Annotated in this window: 12 protein-coding genes and 1 pseudogene; 3 read left to right on the forward strand and 10 right to left on the reverse strand. The window is 64.1% G+C overall.

Annotated features, from left to right (window positions below; translation table 11 throughout):
* Window positions 1-377: 377 nt before the first annotated feature.
* The 3 genes from VGE27_RS06970 to VGE27_RS06980 all read left to right on the forward strand — a co-directional run bounded on the left by VGE27_RS06970 (window position 378) and on the right by VGE27_RS06980 (window position 5,561).
* Window positions 378-3,056, forward strand: a complete 2,679-nt coding sequence (locus VGE27_RS06970; protein WP_331048920.1) for a hypothetical protein — start codon at window positions 378-380, stop codon at window positions 3,054-3,056.
* A complete protein-coding gene (locus VGE27_RS06975) occupies window positions 3,013-4,635 on the forward strand; it encodes a hypothetical protein (RefSeq protein ID WP_331048921.1) in 1,623 nt (540 codons plus the stop codon). The genes VGE27_RS06970 and VGE27_RS06975 overlap by 44 nt, the downstream gene beginning before the upstream one ends.
* A gap of 344 nt (window positions 4,636-4,979) precedes the next feature.
* Window positions 4,980-5,561 (forward strand): PGN_0703 family putative restriction endonuclease, encoded by a 582-nt coding sequence (locus tag VGE27_RS06980; protein WP_331048922.1) that lies wholly within the window; start codon window positions 4,980-4,982, stop codon window positions 5,559-5,561.
* A gap of 727 nt (window positions 5,562-6,288) precedes the next feature.
* Here the strand turns inward: VGE27_RS06980 and VGE27_RS06985 are convergent.
* From VGE27_RS06985 to VGE27_RS07030, 10 genes and pseudogenes are all read right to left on the reverse strand, one after another.
* A complete protein-coding gene (locus VGE27_RS06985; RefSeq protein WP_331048923.1) occupies window positions 6,289-10,542 on the reverse strand; it encodes a hypothetical protein in 4,254 nt (1,417 codons plus the stop codon).
* Between the two features lie 225 nt (window positions 10,543-10,767).
* Window positions 10,768-11,427, reverse strand: coding sequence for a hypothetical protein (locus VGE27_RS06990; protein WP_331048924.1), 660 nt, complete (start codon window positions 11,425-11,427; stop codon window positions 10,768-10,770).
* Window positions 11,424-11,870 carry a helix-turn-helix transcriptional regulator gene (locus VGE27_RS06995; RefSeq protein ID WP_331048925.1) on the reverse strand — a complete coding sequence of 149 codons (447 nt, stop codon included), beginning with the start codon at window positions 11,868-11,870 and terminating at the stop codon, window positions 11,424-11,426. Before VGE27_RS06995 ends, VGE27_RS06990 begins: the two co-directional genes overlap by 4 nt.
* 440 nt (window positions 11,871-12,310) lie before the next feature.
* A complete protein-coding gene (locus VGE27_RS07000) occupies window positions 12,311-13,816 on the reverse strand; it encodes a serine hydrolase domain-containing protein (protein WP_331048926.1) in 1,506 nt (501 codons plus the stop codon).
* A 420-nt stretch (window positions 13,817-14,236) separates the two neighbouring features.
* Window positions 14,237-15,094 (reverse strand): hypothetical protein, encoded by an 858-nt coding sequence (locus tag VGE27_RS07005; RefSeq protein WP_331048927.1) that lies wholly within the window; start codon window positions 15,092-15,094, stop codon window positions 14,237-14,239.
* A complete protein-coding gene (locus VGE27_RS07010; protein ID WP_331048928.1) occupies window positions 15,091-15,426 on the reverse strand; it encodes a PadR family transcriptional regulator in 336 nt (111 codons plus the stop codon). The genes VGE27_RS07005 and VGE27_RS07010 overlap by 4 nt, the downstream gene beginning before the upstream one ends.
* A 526-nt stretch (window positions 15,427-15,952) precedes the next feature.
* Complete coding sequence (locus tag VGE27_RS07015) at window positions 15,953-17,149, reverse strand: type II secretion system F family protein (protein ID WP_331048929.1); 1,197 nt, start codon at window positions 17,147-17,149, stop codon at window positions 15,953-15,955.
* A gap of 91 nt (window positions 17,150-17,240) precedes the next feature.
* A complete protein-coding gene (locus VGE27_RS07020) occupies window positions 17,241-18,404 on the reverse strand; it encodes a type IV pilus twitching motility protein PilT (RefSeq protein WP_331048930.1) in 1,164 nt (387 codons plus the stop codon).
* Window positions 18,405-18,492: 88 nt separating this feature from the next.
* A complete protein-coding gene (locus VGE27_RS07025; RefSeq protein WP_331048931.1) occupies window positions 18,493-20,334 on the reverse strand; it encodes a GspE/PulE family protein in 1,842 nt (613 codons plus the stop codon).
* 175 nt (window positions 20,335-20,509) lie between these two features.
* Window positions 20,510-20,959 (reverse strand): annotated as a pseudogene (locus VGE27_RS07030) (ComEA family DNA-binding protein); the annotation flags it as partial.
* Between the last annotated feature and the right edge of the window lie 54 nt (window positions 20,960-21,013).

The following is a 21,013-nucleotide window of genomic DNA, read 5'->3' on the forward strand; positions in this document are numbered from 1 at the left end:
CGCTGTCGCTCTTGCAGGCAGCAACCCGCCCCTCGCGGCCGTCGCCTCCTGGTCCTGCGCAACGCCCGTGAAGGACTTTCGAGCAACGCAGGCAGCAAACACTTACCGGCGAAGCGTTTACCCCGCGTTCCGCGTGAACCGATGCATTCCCGCGGGCGTTCAGGATGAGAGCGGCTGCGCAGTCGAATCGTCCCAGTTGACATGGGAGCTTGTGGCCGCCGAAGAAATGCCGTAGCGTCGTGGGTATGGAGCTTGATCGGGATATCGAGAAGTCCATGCGCATCGGGGAGCGGAATCGAGAGGTTATCGAGCTCCTAGGGAATTGGTGTGCACATGCACGCGTAGTGAGTGACGGGGGGATTGGCCTTCTGGAACAGATGTCCGGCCTGCCCATCGGCATGCGACGCGTCACCTGCGTTCACGAGCGGGCCAAAGGCAATACCAGCATGCACATGCAGCTCAATGCGCTGGATTTCTATGACCGAAACTGTGAAGGCTGCGCTGAACGTCTTCCGGTGCGGCTCCCGAACCTCATTGAACTGGTCCGAGCCCGGGACTCCAAGGCCTTTGCACGTGAGCAAGAGCGCAGCACCCGCGAGGAGGCGGCCGCCCGCGAGTTGGATCGCCGCACGAAGGAGCGGTTCGCGACCCGCCTCACGGCGTCGCCACTGGAGACGAGTGTGCTTGACCTGCTGGATGCTTTTGACCGCGATCCCACGCCGGAAGCCGCGAGCCTCCTCGTAGAGAGCGCCCGCGCTGTGCCAGGAGCGTTCACCCAGGTGATCGTGCGACACGTAACTGATGTGGTGGGCGCTGGCGGCGTTGAGCGAACCGAGGGCGCACTGTCGGTGCTCGATGTCGTGCCAACCAACCCGACTGCTCATCTCGGTGTCGCACTGGGCGCGCTGGCAAGAGGTGAAGCGGTGCCGTTAGCGGCGAAAGGCGTGGCTCGTCTGCTCACCCGCCCCCCGGTCGATTCGTCGCCCAACCCGTCAGAAGCCGCTTCGCCGACACGGGCTCGCGCAGAGTTCGCGCCAAAAGGCGCGGCGCAGGCAGCATTGTCCGACGACGGAACGACGCGCGCAGATGAGGACACTGCGATGCGCACGTCGGCGGCGAACGCGCTGGATCCCTCGATCCTCGCGGCGCTTCCCGGCGCGATGCCGAGCCTGATCGGCTTAGCGCGGCCAATTCCTGGCTGGGCATTCATGGGAGACGCACGCGATGCGCAGCCGGCGGGGCTGATCGCCGTGTTTACGGCTGCCCCGAGCATTGCGGCCGTTGGGGTGCGCCGCGCGTTGCGGTCGGAAGCAAAGGCGTGGCGGAAAGCTGGTGCCCATGCGGTTGCGGCCATCCTCGATGCGAGCGGGCCGGCGGCGGCGCTACAGTTTGTGCCTGATCTCCTCGCGGGCTTTGCTCAGCCGGACGATCAGTATGACGACGGCGACGCCGCCCATACGCTGGCTTGGGTGTTGGCCGAGCTGCTGCAGCGTGAACCCGATATCGTCGATGCGGCACTCTGCCGCGCGGCGGCGCAGGGTGGCGCGCCTGAGCGACACGGGGTCCTGCGCACGTATGCTGCGGCGCTAGAAGGGCACGACGAGCGCACGGGAGCTTTGGAACGTCGCGGAAAGGAAATTGGCCGTGATCGCGCCGCGACGACCGTAGAGGCGCTCGCGTACCAGCGGCTTATTGACGCACTTGCGCGACTGCCCGAGGAACGGAGGCTCGTGGATGCCGTGGAATCCGTTTTTCGGTACGGGTCTGGCGTGCCAACAGCGCTGGAGCGTGACGCGGCACCGACCCTGCTCGGCATTGCGGCGCTCGCCGCCAGTGCAATGACGGTTGACACGAACGCGCATGGCACCCTGGACGCTTCCGGCCTTGTGGATCCGCGCCCGGCCGCTGAACGGGACTTGGACCGCACGGTGCGTCACCTCACGCTCGACCGCCTGATTGACGCAGCGATGGTAACGGTGTTGCGCGCCGCGTCGGAATCACCGTCGCCAGATCTCCATCGATCCATCGTTACGATGATGGTGGACACACTCGCCAGCGTGCCGGAGGTTGCCGATCAGTTTCGCGCGAGGCTTGTGAAACACCTTGGGAGCGTGAGTACGAATGCCGCCAGCGCGTCGCTTGTGTTGCCTTCGATCTATCGGGCCATGACGGACAGCTCGTCACGCGTGCGGGCTGCATCCGCGGAAGCGTACGGCGAGTTGGTGCGCGAACTCGGCGAAGATAGTCTGCCAAGCCTGCTGCACGACACCTTTCTCGTGCTACTTGCCGATCCTTTTGTGATCGTCCACCGTGCGGCCTTGCATGTTATCGACCGCATTGGAGTACCAACGACCCACCTCGGGGAAGCATTGAGCCGCGTCAGTGTCCTGCTGAACATCTACGCCGACGGTGAGTCGACCGATGCGCTCGACGTGACGCTGCGTGTCTTGATCGATCTGATGCGCCAATTGGATCGTTTCACGCCGCGAGCCCGCGCAGTTGCGGTGAAGCTCGCCGCCAAGTTGCCGCCCTACAGCGCCATGCACTATGTCGAGCGTAACCGCATGGGCCTGCGAGGTTCGCCCGGATACGCAGAACTGGTCATCGCGCTGCTGGCGAACCCCGCTACGTTTGAGACATCACATGGGCCGCTCTTGGACGAACTCTCCGAGCTCGGCGCGCCGGAAATTCAGCGCCTGGCAAGCGCGCTCGTCGCCGCGGGCAAGCTGGTACTCGAAGTCTATCCGTGGCATCTCGAACGCTTCCTACAGATGCTGGGTGATGCCGGGGCGTGGGAGGAAGCGCAGGGGCTTTCAGCAGATGCCGTGGCGGCCTGTGGCGACAGACGTGATCGCCGGTCCCGAAAGTTGCACACGGTGCTCGCAGGAAAGCTGGTCAGTGTCGAAGCTGCCGCGGCCTACGGGGATGTGGAGGCGGTCATTCGCGCCGCGCGTGCGGCGCACGTGGCCGACGTCGCCGTAGATGAAGACAAAGCGAGCAAACCAAGTCGAGATGATATCCGGCGACTACTCGAAAGCGCGTCTCTCGTCGATTGAGGCGATTGCGGCACTCCGACGAGCCGTGCAGCAGGCGGTGTACGCCGACACGTCGGCACTAGATGCAGCCGCCGACGTCATGGAGGATTCGATTGCGCATGTGATCGACGCCGACCCATTGAGGCGTGCGTACACTGAGCTTGCGTCGCTGCTCCGGGCTACCTCGCTGCTGGCGCGGTGGGCGAACGCGGTCCGCGCCGCCGAGCCCGATGCCGCGCGATTTCTCACGGCGAGCCGCCAAGCCGTGCGCGACCTCCGTCGACGGATCGCGCCGCGCACGCTTTTTCCGGCGCTCGCCGGCCCGGCGGACGCCATCGAAAAAGTGAATGTACTTGAGGACGTCGAGGATGTCCTTGGCGCGTTGCTGCGCGCCTCGCTTCCACTACCGCTCGGCAAACACGAACTGAGACGGGCGCCGATGCCACGGCTTGAGGGCGCCCCACCCTCGTCCACGCCGACCTCAGATGCAACGAACTTGGGCCGAGCAGAGCCGGTTCCCGTCGCCTTCCTGCACTTCAGTAGTCCAGGAGTGAAGCATTCTGGGTCTGACGTCATCACCCTGCAGCCCGACGTGCTTTATGATTTGGCGCTCGAGGTCAAGCTGTCGCGCTGGCCCCGTGACACCTCACGCATCGAATTCCTGCCACTCCACGTAGAGCCCGCAGGGACTCTTACTGTTCCGGCGTTCAGCTTCGACCGGCCGGTCGACCGCGATGACGTGACCGCCGAAGCGCGCGCAGTCGAGCTACGAGGTACCGGGCGAGTTCGCGTCCATGGCGCGCAAGATCTCCTCGCGCGGCCACTCGAAGTCACGTATGTAGGTCAGGTCGTAATTTCGAGCCGCGAGTCCTCGCCAAGCTCCGAACGGGTAAGTGACGAAGCCTCGGTGGAAGCGGTCAGCCTACGGTCGTCACGGATCGAGGTCCGGGGACAGCACCGCCTATCGTTTTGCGGGTTGGACCCTCGACTTACGCCAATCACAGGGTTTCCTCTGCTCGATGCGCACCTCCTTGCTCTCCGGACCGAGGCGCGTCGGTTCGGAATTCCGGACAAGGATTTGGCCCCGTTCCTCGCGCTGTTGGCGGCGACTGGGCGACTGGCGCAGTTAGCGATCACTGACGCCCTGTATCCAGGCAGCTGGACAGAGGAGAACTTCCAGCGCGATCTACGCGACAGGCTCCGCACGACGTCGGAGATTGGTTTCGACCTTGAGGAACACCCGCACGTCGCGGGGGGCATCTCCGACCTCGTCCTTCGCGGCATTCACCTCGAACTCAAGGTTGAACAGTCTTCTGGCCTCTCCATCGAAAACGTCGCGGAACGGTACGGCCAGCAGGCGACACAGTATGTCGCCGCGAGTGGGCGCCGATGTGGTGCGCTCGTCGTGCTGGATTCGTCAGCGAAGACCACCGCTCCGGGACTGGTCCAAAACGACATCGCGCTGCGTGCTATCGCCCCTCCGTCAGGTTCTGGCCTGCCGGTCATTCTGGGAATCGTCATTCTTCGGGGCAACCTCGCTCTCCCGAGCGCGCTGTCAAAGGGCGGCCGGCGTCGTCGAAAGGCAGAGCCAAATACGTAAACGCCGTCGCCAGCACGGCGGTCTGCCACGAGGGTGCGAAAGGACAAGAGGAGGGTGCCCGTTTCACAACGGGCACCTGTCGGCGCGGATGCGCTCTCGTAGTCTCGGCCACGGCGCAAAAACTTCGTCACAGTCTCTACCCGATTCGTCGCGTGGGGGGACGCTTTCTTGCTCGCACCAGCGACCACCGTTGAACAAGCGCGCGCATGACGAAGAGGGCTCGGCTCTCTCGCTCACCGCCGACGATGTACATCGACGCATGGGACACGGCGGTGACTCTGGTGCGCATAGACGGCTCACGAAATCGCATCCCCAGCGCGCGCGCACTGCCGCCCCCGCACGATGTGTCCGCCCACGAGATGGACTCGTGCACCAGCTCCGATGCGCTGCTGATGAACATCGCGTGCTACCCGGGCGCGATTTCTGGCGGCCTGTCCACGCTGCTCGGCGTCGCGGACGGGGACGTGCCACACTTCGGGGTGGCGGGCGCGGTCCCGCTGGCCGATGGGTCAGTGGACTCGACCGAGGTAGACATGCGGATCGGCGACACCAACTTCGAGGCGAAGCTGACCGAGACGTCGTTCACAACGAAGTCTCTGGCCGCCGTGGAGCGCTACGCCGACCTCGATCAGGTGTTCGTTCGCGAGGCGATGCCGAAGGCTGACGGCGACAGTCGCGACGCATCGGCCTACGCCAGCTATCAGCTCATTCGCAATGTCCTCGCCGTCGCGCGCAATCCGGCCGCGCGGTTTGTCGTACTGCTCGACGGTCGCCGTCCCGATCTGCTCCACGAGTGGTGGCGAGTATACGGTGCCATACGCGACGCTGACCTACGCGCGCGTTGCGGCTTTGCTCTCTGGCAGGAACTGGCGGCGGTCGCGCCTGCTCCGCTTCGAGAATTCCTCGCGACGAAGTACGGGCTGTGAGTCGTAGCTCGACGCATTCACCGTTCGGCGTGGTCTACGCCGCCGACATTGGATCAACACGGGGAGCTCGCGCTGCCTCTGGATTTGGATGGTTCCGGATCGGCCCAGACGACGGTCCCGCGAGCGGGCGATGCATCATGGAACTAGCGACCGCGATTGCCGCCGATCTTCGAGGCGGGCGTTCGGTAGCACTCGGCTTTGAGGCTCCGCTCACGATCCCGGTGCCGGAAGATCACCGTCGGCTTAGTTACGGGCGGTCGAACGAGGGCAACCGCTCCTTCGCTGCGCCAACGGGCCTCGCGGTCACCACGCTCTGCCTCCATCAGTCGGCGTGGCTTCTCGCGGAGCTTCGCCGACAGCTCGGCCCCGCGGCCAGTGCCGTGACGTACTCGCAAGACGCGTCCGCGTGGCCGCCAGCACAGCAGACGCTCTTTTGCTGGGAAGCGTTCGTATCGGGTGACGCCCATTCTGCGGACCATATCGCGGATGCGCGAACCGCCTCGCACGCATTCTTGGAGCATGAGGACGACCTCGCCGCCGCGAGTGCGGTTCACGCCGAGCGGACGTCGAGCGTTGTCGGAGCCGCCGCGCTCTGGAATGGTTGGCTCTCCAACCCGGAGGCCCTCAGAGCCGACGTGATCGTGATCAGACCACGACACGAAGCACGTCCGGTTCGAGTTGTCGCGAAGCGCTCGACCTAGAGCTGAGCTAGCGTTAAACGCGGCCGTTAGTCTTCGACCACCGTAAGCTCAGCAGCGGACGTCTCGTCGCGTACGCGTTCACGCTCCAACTGTTCGCGCGCCTGGGTTGTCAGTTCCGCATAGAAGGCGTGCACCCGCGGCCGTCCGGCGGCAGCGTAGAACTCCGCGTGCAATGCCGCTCCGTCTGCGACGCGACTCAACACAAGACTCGGCGTACCTACCGACCGCGCGACCGGCGGCCCACTAAATGCCCCTTCGATCATCGCGTTCGTCACAGTCGCCTTCACGCTGGGTTCACATGCGTCGAGAAACTCCAGCAAGTCGGCCATGAGCGGATGCTGGTCTAAAACGAAGTTGGCGGTCAGTCGAGAGAAGAGAGGAGACGCTCGCACAAGCATGTCGTGATCACCCCGAGTCATCCAGCCGCGAAGGACTTCCTCCAGCACACCATCCCATCGACCAAAGTTACGAAGGACGTCGTGAGCGGCCGCGTCATGAACGAGGGAGCCATCGACTACCGTACCAAGCGCCCCAAGTACGCGTTCGATGACTCCAACGTAGTCCGGAGACCGCTCGAAGGCGTCCTGCAGGCCGTCAAAGCCACGATACGGAATCGCATCGTAGTCATCGCGCGAAAAGTCCAATATGCGCCCTTCGCTCGCACGTTCTGCGCGAAACATGTGCTCTCGTCGAATGCGGGCGTCCAAGAAATCGAGGATGCGATGCGGGAAGGTCTCCGCAATCGCCGACAGCATCAAGCCGATGCTAGTCTCCGCTTGACCGAAGTCTGGTACCGGCACGAGTTCACCAAGCAGATGTGTCGCAGTGACGTCGTCCAGAATTGGAATGGTATCGTCACGACGGCGCATGCCCCAAGTATCGGCGAGGTTGCGGGCGGCAACGCGATCCCCGTGTACTTGGACGTCCCCTAGCAGCAGTTCCACCTGTGCCGCCTCCATGACCGCCAATGCACGAATGGCGGCGCGCGAGACGACCAGCTCCGCATCCCGCAGCAGTCGACGCAGGACGACCATCTCACTCGGGAAACGCTGTCTCGCCCCAAGCACGCGCGCCATCGACCATGCGGCAGCCGCACGCACCCGTCGGTCATCGTGAGCACTCGCGTCCTCCAGTAACCCGCCGTACCCGCTGGTATCTTTCGGTCGGAGCGCGGTCAGCAGGCTACTCAACCACTCCACCTGCGGAGTCGCCAACTCAGCGGCATGCTCGAGCAAATGCCGCGCTAGCGCCAAGGCAAGAGCGGGGTCATGAGACGCGAGCGAATACATAAGCGGCGACGCGTCGCAGGAGTCTCTGGCGGCCATCCAGGCCTCGCACATTGCTCCCAAACGCGCCACGAGCAGCGGCACTACCGGGGTGCCCGCAGCCAGCTCCTTCGCGACACGAATACGATTCTCCTCGTCCGCCGCCATCTCTTCTTCGACGGAACGGTCGGCCACGTGCCAATCAGAGTTGAAGTATCCAAGCGCTCGAGCGAGCCTCGTGTCTTCGTCGTCCGGCACGGTCGCAGCCACTTCTCGCATGCGCGATGCCTTCCAGTCGAGGTGAGTATGGTGCGCCGCAATATGGAGTCGCGTGCGGATCAAGAGCATCGCGACTGGATCTACCCTTGAGCGCACGATCACGTCGAATACGTCCAAAATGGCGGTAAACTGATCACGAAATGCCTCCTCCTCGTCCTCCGTAACCTCGTGTCCCAATGTGCCTCGCTGACACTCCAGCGCATTGAGCAGGACCCTGAGCGCTTCGTGCTTCTCATATACATCACCGCTGCGCGCAATTTGTCCTGTGATGGCGATAGCGCGCAGTCGCAGTGACATCGTGTTCTTCGCGTTGACGCCGTGCCGAGTCAGCGTGAGACTGAGCCCATCACGCGCTGGCGTCTGCTCCATCATCTCGGTCGCCAGCACCGCGTCCGCCACGAGAAGCGGTGTGTGGAGATGCCGTGCCCATCGCGCATCAGCGAGCCAGCGTTCCATGGCATCGAGCGCCGCATCCTGCATCCAGAGGTCGCGATGCCTCGAGTACCCAACCAGATCCTTCAGCTGCCGGATCCCGTGCTCCGGATAGGGATTGGTCTCTCGCGCATCACGCTGTCCTAAGTTCCAGAGGAGGTCCAGCGCTTGCGCTACGGCCGGGCGATGATGAGCGGCCAGCGCGATAAGGGGCGGCAGTTCCTCTAAGACCTGCGCATAGGTGCTCAGCATGCCCCAACTCCCCCGCTCTTCAAGCACGTCAGGCGGCATGGTGAGGAGCATATGCGCGAAGTCGAGCATGGCGCGCGGTTGAAAGGCAGCCACGGGTGCCAGCTTCCTAAGCCACTCACGCTGGTCTTCCAGCGGCGCCGCCCGAAATGCCTGGATGAACGACGTCCACACTCCCTCAAACATGCGTACTGGGTCGCCAGACGCTTCGCGCTGCCAATCAAGTTCGGCGACATTCTGCACCAGATTGAGCAGCACGGCCGGACCGAGACGCTCAAGGAGTTCACGATCCAACTGCGTTGGGGCTCCCCGAGCTACCATAGCACGGTGTAGAATATGGTCGCCCAGCACGTCGGGTTGGATTCGCAGCCCGCTTCGCTCGTCCCTGAGCACACCCGCGCGAACAAGCGTATCGAGGATTCGCTGGAGCGTGCTCCCATCCACGCCAACGTACGCGGCAAACGCAGCCGCAAGCTCGCCCTCGCGCAGCGTTACGGGCTGTACTGCGGCGAGCGCGTCGAGTGTGCGCTGAGCGGCGCGCTGATCTAGGATGTCTGGCAGCGCGGCAACGGATTCTTCGCGGAAGCTCTCCAGCACGATCTGTTGAAAGTCCGCGTCGAGCGGGACGGTTCGGGGATCGCGATTCTTGGTCCTTAGGAGTCGCCCGGCGACGAGAGCTACGAGTATCGATCCGCCGGCCAATCTGAGGAGATCGTAAGCGGCGTGAGCGTACGCGGGACCGAGTTCCTTGGCAACGATTCCCTCTAACTCGTTCTTTGGAACCTCAGCCAAGATGCCCAGATCAACGAAGTTCTCGGTGGGCAACTTCGCGACATTCACTGCGGTCGAGACGGCCGCGCGACCGTAGGGTCTGGCGCCCAGAATCAGTACGGTGGGCTCGCGTCGGAAATCCACAAGCCGAATTAACTCGGTGAGATCTTGACGTCGTTGCGCATCATCGCAGAACAGCACGAGCGGACCGGCTGGTAGTTCGCTCAGCGCCGCGAAACTGACAAGTTCGCCATCCCGTACCCAGCGAACGGTAGTTGGCTCGACACGACGCGCCACCTCGAGAAGTAACCGGGTCTTCCCGGATCCACCGACAGAAGCCAACGAGACCACTGTGGCGTCGCCGCTCGTCAGCCCGCCTTCAACACACTCGAGAAGTCGCGCCAACACAGCCTCGCGTCCGACCAGTGGGCGTCCGTGATGAAAGGCTGACTCCACACTTAACAAGCGACGGAAGTAACTACCCGTCGTCGCGAAGTGGAGCGAGTCACCAGATTCCAAGACGGTATCTGCGTCCGCAACCCCGAGTCGCTGATCGGCACGCAGCGCCCCTACCGATTCTTCGACCCGCGCAGAGCTCTCGCGAACTTCACGCACTTCATGCTGAAGGTCGGCCAGCGCTACAGCGGTGTAAGCGCGATAAAACGCTTCCGTAGTAGTCAGCGCGTGCTGCAGCTGCTTCCCAAACCTGCGCATAAACCCATCACGGCCGGGCCGGCCTCCGAGGAACAACGCGATAAAGTCTCGGGGAAGGTCCTCCGGTCCCACAGCCTGTCGCAACTCCGCGAGGACAGCCTGCTCAGCCAACTGCTCGAGCGCCTGCTCTGCGCTCCGATCTAGTGGAGTCGCAGAGTGTGCTGCCTCGCTCGAAACGACTTGAATCGCAACGTCAGCGTCGGTCCCGCCGGCCGTGCCGTCCTGGAGTGCCGAGTTAATCGCGGTGAGGCTCGCGCCCCGCGCTCCAAATCGGGCGCGCAAGTGGCCGCTTAGCTTGTGGTCGTTTGCCCGTTCACGCTCAAGCGCGATGAAGCTAGGCAGCCGTTCGACGAGTGATCTTGTGGATCGCGACCAGAACAGGCGTGGCCGCCGTATGGAGTGCTCGTACTCATTCAAGAGTTGTGACAGTGCTTCAAGCTGCGCGATCCGAACGTTCCTCGCGATGATCTCGCCGTCCGGACCTGGCGGCTCATCGCGAAATTGGTCGCGCACGCGCCGAACAGCCACGAGGAAAGCGCGATCTGCGACGGCGCCGACGATCCCGCTCATAGCGGCTGCGGGAGCGGCTTTCGCGAGCGACCCCAAGCCAGAGATAGCCAAGGCCGCAAGAGAGATTGGGTCAGCCATGATCACACCGGGCAACCAGACATGCCCCACGCAGATACTTCGCATTGCCGGCGGGCCAACACCTGACTCTTAATACCCCTCGGGAGTTCGTTACCATCGTCGTCCTCGGCGTCGTCGACATTGTGTGAGGCGGCGGCCTCGCGACGATTAGCCGCGGCGGCGTGGCTTGGGTGACGCCTTCGCGCCCTTCGTACCCTTCGCGGCCTTGGCGGACTTCGCGGTCTTGGCGGACTTCGCGCTCTTCGCGACCTTCGCCGTCTTCGCGCTCTTAGGAGACTTCGCCGTCTTTGCGCGTGAGGTGGTGGCGCCCTCCCTGCTTGGCTTGGGCAGCAACCGGAGATCGTCGCGATCCTTCTTACGGCCACTCGCCAGCTTGTTCGTTCGGAGCGCCTCGAGACCAATCACCGGTAAGGGTTGGCCCGGTGCGATCTCCACCTGCATCGCCGTGGCCTGCGCGTCCTCAAACGTGACGCCGGAGATGTCGGCGAGCAGGTCGATCCGCGTGGGGGGTTCGCCGAATTGCGTGACCGACTTGGGTTTGGTGAGCTGCGCGCGGTCCACCACGATCTCCGGCGCGCCGAACGCGGTCAGGGCCTTGATCAGACGGTCGACATTGTCCGGCGAGGTCCGATAGAAGAAGTCGATGTCGGTGGTGGCGCGAATATGCCCGTAGATGCCGACCGCGTACCCGCCGACGAGCATATACTCGACGGCATGCGCGTTCAGTTCGCGAATGAAGTCGCGGAAGTCGACCGGGAATGCGGCATCGGTGACTTCGTTGGGGCGCCCCTCTCCGGCTGGTGTCATCGGGTGGGTCGTGGCGCGCGTTTCGGGGTGACCTGCGTTTGGTACTGGTAGGCCTTCCGGAGGCCACCGGCCAGGGCGGACGCCTGGGCGACCGCGAGCAAGCGCTGGGCCGCCTGCGTGGGCGGGGCCGGCGTCGCTTGGGTCGCGAGGGTCGAGAAGGTGCCCTGCCAGGTCTGTCGCCGCCGCGCGGCGCGTTCGGCCCGCGCGGTGTGCTCGTCCGCTACGGCATCGCCGAGCGCGAAGAGCGGCGCCCCCACCTGCTGAAGCAGACGCATGGCAGTCTCGAGTGAGACATGGGGGCGCTTCCCCCGCTCGAACTCACTCACGAGGCGCGGACTCACGCCGACGTCGTGGGCCAAGGCGGCGATGGTGACGCCCTGCGCTTCCCGATAGCGCCGCAGGAGCTCGGCCAGCTGGTCGACGATCTGGTTAGGAGTGGACATAAAGGGAATGTAAGGCTACGCTTCCACCACCGCCATCCCTTTATGTACGGTCAAGCCTGCAGGCACGCGCGCGGCCAGGAGTGGGGCGCGGCCCCTCGCTGCCCGACCCTCTGGACATGACCGACACCCTGACAGCCGCCGCCTCGATCCTCGACGTCATCACGTGTGGCGCTCGTTTCTGTTCCTCTTTGTCCTTCGGCGTAAGCGGCGAGGGCAAGACCTCGAAAAGGGGCGGCGGTGGCCTGAGTGGTCACCGCCTCCCCTCTTATCCTCACAGATCTCGCTTGTCGACCGCAAACTCAAATGCGACAACCACTTAGGTGTCGGTGTGGACAGTCGCTCGCAAATCGGGCGCGCGATATCAAGAAGCTCGTCACAATGGCTGCTCAATCCGTTTCGCCAACTCACGAGCACTGTCATTGCAGCAACTCTGGTGAGACTCACTTCGACAGCACCACCGCGCGATAGTTGAAGATGTCGACACGACCGTCGAGGTTGAGCCAGATCCGAAACTCCAGAGTCCCCTTTGCGAAGACCGCCCGGTACATGTCTGGACCTGCCGCTCCGACCCGCATGAACGTCAGCGACTGGAGTGCACCGAGACCCAGAATGGTAGCTTGATGTTCTGTAATCTGGCGCCGCGTCTGTTGCGCCATGGCAGGGCTCAAGCGGTCGTACTCGGGCATCCCGCGTCGCAACTCTTCGATGATCCGCCGCACGGCGGCCTCGCTGTGCGGCGACGCGACCTGCGCTTTCACCCGCCGATTGATATCCGCTTCAATCTCGGCGCGATGCGCCGCGGCGAGCGTCGAGATGATGTTGAGCGCAAGGCCGTCGGGATCTTGCTCTCCGCCGACAACGTTGCGCAGGACAACCACGCCGAGTTGCGCGTGTCGGTCGTAGTACATCGCCGCCCGGTAGCCCGCGACGCTCCCGCTGTGCCCAAGGACGGGGAATCCGTCCCGCTGCATCGCCATGAATCCCAAGCCATAACCGGTCTGTAGGAAGGCGTCCGTCGCCACCAGGCCGGCGAAGGCGTCGTCTAGGACCGAGTGGGCGAGCACGCTGTCTGGCGCTTGCCCCAGCTCGAAACTCACAAAGCGCGCGAGGTCGTCGACCGTCGTGAAGATCGCCCCGTTCGGCACCTTGTAACCTCGCCCGCCGCGTGCCTCGTGGGCTGCGGTGGTGTCGTCGAGGGTACCGTCGCCATTGACCTGATACCCCACGGCCAAGTCCGACGTGATCGCCGGGTCGAGGTCGAAGCGCGTGCGGTTCATCCCGAGCGGCCGAAACACGCGCTCGCGCTCCCATTCGACGTACGGCTGGCCGGCCACGCGCGCGAGCGCGGCGCCCAAGATCGCGTAGCCGATGTTCGAGTAAGAATGCTCGGTGCCTGGATTCGAGAGGTAGCGCGTGTGCGGCAGTGCGGCGAGCAACGTCCGCTCCCATTTCGACACTGGGCCGGTCCAGAAGGGCCCTGCTTCGTCGGGCTCTCGTGCGAGCCCAGCGGTCATGGTCGCAAGCTGCAGGAAGGTAAACGGCGCAGCGCCGGATGGGCGGGCGGCGATGCGGCGGACTTCCGGGAGATACTCTTCGACCGGGTCAGACAGTCGCACGCGTCCTGCGGCCACCAACTGCATCAGCATGACCGCAGTAAATGGCTTGGTAACGGAGCCGATCCGATAGACCGTCTCGCGGTTCGCCCGGCGACCTGCCTCTATGTCCGCGAAACCAACGCTGCGTGTCCACACGAGCTGCGAACCGGCAATGACGCCGACCGTGAGGCTGCCGACGCTGTCCTTGGCAAACTCCGCGGAGACGAGCGAGTCCGCTGCCGCTATGCCCATGACCGAGCGGAGAGGTGCCGTCTGAGACGCCGCGCGCTCGACGAGCGCGGTAGCGCCCGCGACGCCCATGCAGAGCAGGCTGGCCAAAGCATTGCGCAATACGCTGCTCCTTCCGGTCCGTGGCCTCGTTCGAGGGCTCATGGAATGCTGCCGTTCCGTGTGAGCCGACCGAGAGGGAATCGTGGGTGCATCACCGAATCGCCGTCACGGCTCTCGATCTCGGTGGAGCGTGAGTGTGCCAACGTTTGCCGGGACGGCCGTCCGTGCTCCGGCTTCAGATGGGTATCCAACGGTGACCCACGCTCCCGGCACCCGTGCGACACAGCGCGTGTCGTGGACCCCAGGCCCGAGCACGGGCATACACATCACCGCGCCATCTACCGCGAGCGTCAGCGCGGGCTTGGCGTCCGGCGTCCGGATGAGCGACAAGTAGAAGCGCCCTGCCGGCAGCGTCCAGCGGACGGACGCGCCCCGCGCGAGCCGCACCGGGGCGGCAACGAGCCGCTGGTCTCGACGGAGTCACTCGAGCGTGGACACTGGCTCGAAAACGCGCACGAAGAAGTCAGTGGTGCGGTCGCCGACGCGTAGGCTTGCCCGAGTTTCGCCGGGCGAGCGAGGCTCGACGCGCAGGCCAGAGAGCACGGCAACCGTGCTGTCCTCGACGCTCAGTCGAGCGCCGAGGCGTGTGGCCAGCCTGCCGTCAACGTCAACGGCCGTAACATCGAGATCCCGCCCCGATTCACCGAGCACGAAGTCGGCCCAGAAACCGGCGCTCACGGCGCGCACCGGCCGACACAGGAGGTGGAGGGTCGTGGCCAGCGAGCCGAGCGAGGCGCGTACCTTGGCGTCGCCTGAATGCGCACACGTGACTATCCCGCGTTCGGAAACGGACACTGGTGCGCCGCCGATCCACGCGTACCGCACCCCGCTATCGGGCAGCAGACGCCCATCTGCGTCGAGCACCCGTATAGACAGCGACACTGGCCGCAGGAAATTCACGAGAATGGTGTCCCCGGTGCCGGCGACTAAGCGAACGGGCGGGCCGTTGCGGGCTGTGCGCGCGAACAGGATGACGGACGCCACGAGCGAAAGGCTGGCGACCGCCGCGGCGAGGCGCGCACGCCCCGCAGCGTGCCGCCCCGCGCTCCGGATCAGGTAAGGCGCTGAGCGTATCATCTGGCCCGCATACCACTGGCGCGCGGCGCGGACACCAAACGTTGCCCGCTCGGCGTACTCCTCAGCCAAGTCACCGAGGACGGCCTCTGCAAAGGACTGGTCGACCCCGAGCGCGAGAAGTATGCGCTCGGCGGCCGACGCCGAGCCGGTACAGCGCCGCGAACGACGGGCGCTCCCCGACACGCGCTCATTCCCGGTCACGCGCGCTCCGGGCCAAAGGTGATCCCCACGCCAGACCAGATCGCCGCCGCATGCCGCTCAGCGTCGCGCATCGCGCGAGCTCCGGCGCCGGTCAGCGCGAAGTGGCGGCGCGAGCGTCCGCCCCGCACCGGCAGCGGGTCGGTGGCGTGCGAGGTAAGCAGTCCCTTCTCCTCGAGCCGTTGCAGCGTGGTATACACGGCCCCTACCGAGTAGTCGCGCCCGGTGCGCGTTGCGAGGTCGCGCCGTACCAACAGTCCATACGCCTCGTCGCCCAGTCGGGAGACGGCGAGGAGCACGGAGAGTTCGAGTGTACCGAGCTTCGAGCTTGCCATTATATCTATACTGTAGAACAAATCAGTAATGCGCAACCTTATGACGCAATCGACAGCCGGAACGTAGGCCGCGATTTTGATCGGTCAGGCGGCTGCACCGTCCAGCGTCCCGGTGCGGTAATCGCGGGCTACTCTACGCCAAAGGATCACGACTGGTTGTCGGTCACTGCCATCCACGCCGAGTCTGTCGTTCTGCGACGAATCGGGACGTACAAGACGCTTGGCATCCCTCCCTCAGCGTTTGCCCCCATGCCGATGACGCCCTTCTGGCTGCGCGATGAACGGGAAAGGCGGCGGAGACCCGGAAGGTCACCGCCGCCTTTCGCTCGCCGAGAATTGGTCTCGCCGCCGCAACTCTCAGAAACCCAACACCTTAGCCAGACTTACGAGAGCCAATCCGCCGAGTTACGAGAGACTGCGCGGTCGATTTACGAGAGAGCGTCCAAACCGGCAGGTAGAGGGGAGATATGCAACACGGGGCCCTCCCCGAAGGAAGGACCCCGCGCGGCCACCCGTGGAAGGGAGGCTATCGCACCGCGTTCACCATGTCGAAGATCGGCAGGTACATCGCGACGATCATGCCACCGACCACCACGCCGAGGAACACGATCATGATCGGTTCGAGCAGCGAGAGCAGCGCACTGACGGCTGCGTCCACTTCATCATCGTAGAAGTCGGCGATCTTGCTGAGCATTTCGTCCAGGCCGCCCGTCTGTTCACCGACGGCGATCATGCTGATCACCATAGGCGGGAACACTTCGCTCTTCTGCAGCGGGCCAGCGATGGTCTCACCACCTGCAATGCTCGAGCGCGAGCCCATGATGGCGTCCTGCACGACGCGGTTGCCGGACGTGCGGGCCGTGATTTCGAGACCGTCCAGGATGCTCACACCGGACGAGATCAGCGTGCCCAGTGTACGGGTGAAGCGTGACACGGCCGACTTGCGGAGCACATCACCGAGCACCGGTACCTTGAGCAAGAGCCGGTCGATGACCAGCTGACCCTGCGAGGTCGCGTAGTACTGCTTGATGCCAAAGGCTGTGCCGGCTGTACCCAGCAGCAGCATCCACCAATAATTGTTCAGGAAGTTCGACAACCCGATAACCACCTGGGTCGGGAGCGGCAGTTCCATGCCGACACTGCCGAACATGTTGGCGAACACGGGGATCACCTTCCACAGCAGGATCACCACGCAAAGCGCGGCGACACACATGATGACTGTGGGGTAGATCATGGCGCCCTTCACCTTGCGGACGAGGGCGTCGTTCTTTTCCATGAAGATCGCGAGGCGATTCAGGATGGTGTCCAGAATACCACCCGCTTCGCCGGCCGCGACCATGTTGACGTACAGGTCAGAGAACGCCTTGGGATGCTTGCGCATGGCGTCGGCCACCGTATTGCCGGACTCCACATCGAACACCACCTGACGAACCACCGCGCTCAGCGCCTTGTTCTCGCTCTGCTTGGCGAGAATGTCGAGCGCCTGCACGAGCGGCAGGCCGGCGTTGATCATCGTGGAGAACTGCCGGGTGAAGATCACGATGTCGCGCATCGAGACCTTGCCGAGGCTCTTGGTGGGCGTCGCCTTGGACTCGTCCACCTTGATGATGGTCAGTCGCTGGCGGCGCAGCTGGGCTACGGCGTCGTCGCGGCTGGGCGCGTCAATCGTGGCCGACTTGAGGTCGCCGTTGGTTGTACGCGCGGTGTAGGTGAACGTAGGCATCGTGTCTCCGACAGGTCTTCAGGTGCCGGCACGGGTCCGGCGGGGTGTTGGTACGTATCTACTGCGAGTGTGCTGCGTGTAGGCGGTGTGACTATCGCTTGGCGCCGGCCAAGGCCCGCTCACCAGGTCGGCCACCGTTCTGCGTGGATGCATTACCGGCGTCGTCCTGCGGACCCTTGCCGATCATGCGCAGGAATTCGTTGGGGTCGCCGGACGAGCGCACGCACTCGTCGGCGCTCACCTGGCGCGAGATGTAGAGCTGATAGAGCGCATCGTTCATGGTCTGCATGCCGAACTTCTTGCCAGACTGCATGAGCGAGTAGATCTGGTGCACCTTGTCATCGCGAATCAGTGCCCGAATGGCCGGCGTGACCACAAGAATTTCAGCGGCCATGGCGCGACCACGACCGGTCACGCGCGGCAACAGCACCTGCGTGATGATGCCTTCCAACACGAAGGCGAGCTGCGCCCGCACCTGGCTCTGCTGGTGACTCGGGAAGACGTCGATGATGCGATTGATCGCCTCGGCCGCGCTGTTCGTGTGCAACGTGGCGAACACGAGGTGACCCGTCTCCGCGATCGTAAGCGCGGCCTGGATGGTCTCCAGGTCGCGCATTTCGCCGATCAGGATGACATCGGGGTCTTCACGCAACGCGTACTTGAGGGCCGACGCGAAGCTCTTGGTGTCGGCGCCGACTTCGCGCTGGTTGATGATGCAATTGCGATGGCGATGGATGAACTCGATCGGGTCTTCCACCGTGATGATGTGACCGCGGCGTTCCGTGTTGATCTTGTCGATCATCGCGGCCAGCGTGGTGCTCTTACCCGAGCCCGTCGGGCCGGTCACGAGCACGAGCCCGCGCGGACGCTCGGCGAACGACGAGATCACCTGCGGCAGCTGCAGCTCAGCGAACGTCTTGATCTGGAACGGAATGCGCCGGATGACCATGCTCACGCAGCCACGCTGCTTGAACACATTGCCGCGGAAGCGCGAGAGATTGGCGATGCCGAACGAGAAGTCCAGCTCGTCCTCCATCTCGAAGCGCTTCTTCTGGTTCTCCGTCAGCACCGAGTACGCCAGCTGGAGCGTGTCACGAGGCGTCAACACATGCTCAACAGAGGCGTTCACGATGTCGCCATCCACCCGCAGCTTCGGGCGATCGCCGGCCGAGACGTGCAGGTCGGACGCGTCCCGCTCGATCATTTCGTCGAGCAGCGTGCGCAGGGAGATGGGTGACTGAACGGGTGCGGTCATCGGGAGGCAATCGGGAAGCGGGGGCGCGCCATTGCCCCCCGGTCTGGACGAATCGTCATGCGACAGGAAACGGCGGTATCACAGAAACTCAGCTCGCCGTTTCACGGATGACCTGATCGAGGGTGGTGACCCCCTTGAGCACCTTGAGCCAGCCGTCCATACGCAGGGTCAGCATGCCCTCATCGACGGCCGCGTCGCGGATCATCTGCACGTCGGAGTTCTGCATGACGAGCTTCTTGAGCGTCTGGGTCATGAACATCACTTCGTACACACCCTGGCGTCCCTTGAGGCCCGTACCGGCGCAGGCATCACAGCCGTAGCCCTTGAAGAAGGGCAGTTCTCCGATGCACGTGTCCAAGCTCAAGTTGGCCAGGAACGGCGCGGCTTCCGCCGATGCTTTGGCTTTGGCGTTCTCGAGGGCCTCTTCCGTGAAGCGCAACTCACGAAGCTTGGTGTCGGGCTTCACCTTGGCACCGGTGAGTTCCGCGATGTCCGGTTCGTACTTCATCTTGCACTTCGGGCAGATGCGACGAACGAGTCGCTGCGCCAGGATCAGGTTGAGCGCCGAGGCCACGTTGAATGGCTCGAGTCCCATGTCCAGCAGACGCACGATGGTTTCCGGCGCCGAATTGGTATGCAGGGTGCTCATGACCATGTGACCGGTGAGCGCGGCCTTGACCGCGATGCCACCCGTCTCGAGGTCTCGAATTTCACCGACCATGATGACGTTCGGATCCTGCCGAAGAAACGCCTTCAGGGCCGCAGCGAACGACATGCCGATTTCGGTGCGCACCTGCACCTGGTTGATCCCGAACAGGTTGTATTCCACGGGATCCTCGGCCGTCATGATGTTCGTGTCGAGGTTGTTGATCTTCGACAGGGCCGAGTACAGGGTGGTGGTCTTGCCGGAACCGGTGGGGCCGGTCACCAGCACCATGCCGTAGGGGTTGGAGATGGCCTCCATCAGTTCCCGTTCGGCGCGTGGCTCGATGCCGAATTTCTCGAGGTCGAGCGTGAGGTTACCCTTGTCGAGAATTCGGAGCACGACCTTCTCACCGAACAGCGTAGGCAGGGTGCTCACGCGGAAGTCGATGACCTTCTTGCCGATCTTGAGCTTGATACGGCCGTCCTGAGGCACGCGTCGTTCCGCGATGTTCAGCGACGACATGATCTTGAAGCGCGAGATGAGCGCCGCGCGCATCTTCATTGGCGGCTTCATCACTTCCTGCAGGGCACCGTCAATGCGATAGCGCACGCGCAGTTCGTGTTCGAAGCACTCGAAGTGGATGTCTGACGCGCCCTTGTTCACGGCATCACCAAGGATCGCGTTGATGAGCTTCACCACGGGCGCTTCGTCGACCTGTGCGGCCAGCACACTGGCATCGACGGCGTCGTCCTGGCTTTCGATGACTTCGATGTCATCATCGTCTCCTGCGATGTCCTGCAGGAGGGACTGCATCTGGATCTCGTTGGCCTCGTAGTGCTTCTCGATGGCCGCCCGCATGGAGAACTCGCCCGCCAGCACCGGTACGATGTCGTAGCGGGTGATGAACTTGAGGTCGTCCACCACGGCCATCGCCGTCGGATCGGCAATCGCAACCGTGAGCTGCCGGCCGTCGCGCTTGAGCGGCAGCACGGTGTGCTTGGATGCCAGTTCCGCGGGGATGAGCTTGAGCAGGCGGGTGTCCACCTCGAACCGCGAGAGATCCACAGCCGGCATGCGGTATTGCCGCGCCAGCATGCGCACCACTTCGGTCTCGGGCACCATGCCCAGGCGCACGACGGTCAAACCCAGTCGTTGGCCCGGATTGGCCGACTGCTCCTGTAGTGCCTTCGAGAGATTTTCGCGCGACAACAGCCCCTCGCGAACGAGGAGATCGCCGAGTCGGTCGGTCGTGCGACTCGCCAACGGTGCAGCAGGAGCGGCCATATAGACGTGATTTCCGTCCGAACGCGTACGCAGGGTGATATCCGGGTGGGGGTGGTTCCCCACTGTGTAAGGGACTGTGCCGCCCTGAAAACGTCACCAGTGTGTCGAACAAGCGGAGAGTGGCCGGACCGATGCCACGGACGTGACGGAGGTCGTCCAGAGACTGGAAGGCACCGGCACGTTGTCGGCGCTCGATGATCCGCTTGGCGAGGGCCGGTCCAACCCGAGGCAGCGCTTCGAGTTCGGTGGCTGAAGCCGCATTGAGGTCAATGGGGAACGGCGACGGACGGGGCCCGCTGCCGAACGGGGCATTGTCCGGCGACTGGCCGGGCTCCCGCTTCTTTGACGCTCGGGCCCCCGCCGTCGTTTCCGCGGTGCTGGTGGCGCCGCCCCTGGCCCGGGTTTTGGTGCTGCGCGACCGGCTGGTGCGTGGAGCGCGGCGTGCCGAATCGACAGCGGCGCGCTGGGCGGCCAGTGCCCGGGCGGCTCCCATAGCCTGCTGCTTACCGCCGTCGCCCAAGGTGGCCTGCTCGAACCGCTGGACACCCACGAAGCGCACACCCGCACCGATGAGTGCGATCGTGATCAGAAAGCCGAGGATGCGCCGTTCGCCGCCGGTTGCCATGGGCCCATGGTAAGGACCGCGGGCGTGGGGTGCGTCATCAGAACATTGCGGGCA

The organism is Gemmatimonas sp. (assembly GCF_036405635.1).
GTDB lineage: Bacteria > Gemmatimonadota > Gemmatimonadetes > Gemmatimonadales > Gemmatimonadaceae > Gemmatimonas.

Bases quoted from the DNA above. Each gene is read 5' to 3' on its own strand.
- VGE27_RS07015 (WP_331048929.1), bottom strand. From the start codon at position 17,149: ATGCCTACGTTCACCTACACCGCGCGTACAACCAACGGCGACCTCAAG.
- VGE27_RS06990 (WP_331048924.1), bottom strand. From the start codon at position 11,427: ATGACACCAGCCGGAGAGGGGCGCCCCAACGAAGTCACCGATGCCGCA.
- VGE27_RS07020 (WP_331048930.1), bottom strand. From the start codon at position 18,404: ATGACCGCACCCGTTCAGTCACCCATCTCCCTGCGCACGCTGCTCGAC.
- VGE27_RS07010 (WP_331048928.1), bottom strand. From the start codon at position 15,426: ATGGCAAGCTCGAAGCTCGGTACACTCGAACTCTCCGTGCTCCTCGCC.
- VGE27_RS07025 (WP_331048931.1), bottom strand. From the start codon at position 20,334: ATGGCCGCTCCTGCTGCACCGTTGGCGAGTCGCACGACCGACCGACTC.
- VGE27_RS06985 (WP_331048923.1), bottom strand. From the start codon at position 10,542: ATGAGCGGGATCGTCGGCGCCGTCGCAGATCGCGCTTTCCTCGTGGCT.
- VGE27_RS06970 (WP_331048920.1), top strand. From the start codon at position 378: ATGTCCGGCCTGCCCATCGGCATGCGACGCGTCACCTGCGTTCACGAG.
- VGE27_RS06975 (WP_331048921.1), top strand. From the start codon at position 3,013: ATGATATCCGGCGACTACTCGAAAGCGCGTCTCTCGTCGATTGAGGCG.
- VGE27_RS06995 (WP_331048925.1), bottom strand. From the start codon at position 11,870: ATGTCCACTCCTAACCAGATCGTCGACCAGCTGGCCGAGCTCCTGCGG.